Source organism: Streptomyces avidinii (assembly GCF_014650695.1).
Classification (GTDB): Bacteria; Actinomycetota; Actinomycetes; order Streptomycetales; family Streptomycetaceae; genus Streptomyces; species Streptomyces avidinii.
The window spans coordinates 1-1,169 of sequence record NZ_BMVL01000056.1; the positions used below are offsets into that span (position 1 = coordinate 1).

Consider the following 1,169-nt stretch of genomic DNA (forward strand, 5'->3'; position numbering starts at 1 on the left):
ACCATAGTTCACCCGAACGCCTCGGTATTCTCTACCTGACCACCTGAGTCGGTTTAGGGTACGGGCCGCCATGAAACTCGCTAGAGGCTTTTCTCGACAGCATAGGATCATCCACTTCACCACAATCGGCTCGGCATCAGGTCTCAGCCTTAATGAGGGACGGATTTGCCTACCCCTCGGCCTACACCCTTACCCCGGGACTACCACCGCCCGGGCTGGACTACCTTCCTGCGTCACCCCATCGCTTACCTACTACAAGTCTGGTTCGTCGGCTCCACCACTTTCCTTTCCCCGAAGGGTCCGGAACGGCTTCACGGACTTAGCATCGCCTGATTCGATATTGGGCGTTTCAAAGCGGGTACCGGAATATCAACCGGTTGTCCATCGACTACGCCTGTCGGCCTCGCCTTAGGTCCCGACTTACCCTGGGCAGATCAGCTTGACCCAGGAACCCTTAGTCAATCGGCGCACACGTTTCTCACGTGTGTATCGCTACTCATGCCTGCATTCTCACTCGTGAACCGTCCACAACTAGCTTCCGCTGCTGCTTCACCCGGCACACGACGCTCCCCTACCCATCACAGCGGGCGTTGGCCCTATTGCTGCAATGACACGACTTCGGCGGTACGCTTGAGCCCCGCTACATTGTCGGCGCGGAATCACTTGACCAGTGAGCTATTACGCACTCTTTCAAGGGTGGCTGCTTCTAAGCCAACCTCCTGGTTGTCTCTGCGACTCCACATCCTTTCCCACTTAGCGTACGCTTAGGGGCCTTAGTCGATGCTCTGGGCTGTTTCCCTCTCGACCATGGAGCTTATCCCCCACAGTCTCACTGCCGTGCTCTCACTTACCGGCATTCGGAGTTTGGCTAAGGTCAGTAACCCGGTAGGGCCCATCGCCTATCCAGTGCTCTACCTCCGGCAAGAAACACACGACGCTGCACCTAAATGCATTTCGGGGAGAACCAGCTATCACGGAGTTTGATTGGCCTTTCACCCCTAACCACAGGTCATCCCCCAGGTTTTCAACCCTGGTGGGTTCGGTCCTCCACGAAGTCTTACCTCCGCTTCAACCTGCCCATGGCTAGATCACTCCGCTTCGGGTCTAGAGCGTGCAACTCAATCGCCCTATTCGGACTCGCTTTCGCTACGGCTTCCCCACACGGGTTA

General features: G+C 56.8%; 1 rRNA gene. It reads right to left on the bottom strand.

The features are described from left to right. A 23S ribosomal RNA gene (locus tag IE257_RS37705) occupies nt 1-1,169 on the bottom strand; the annotation flags it as partial.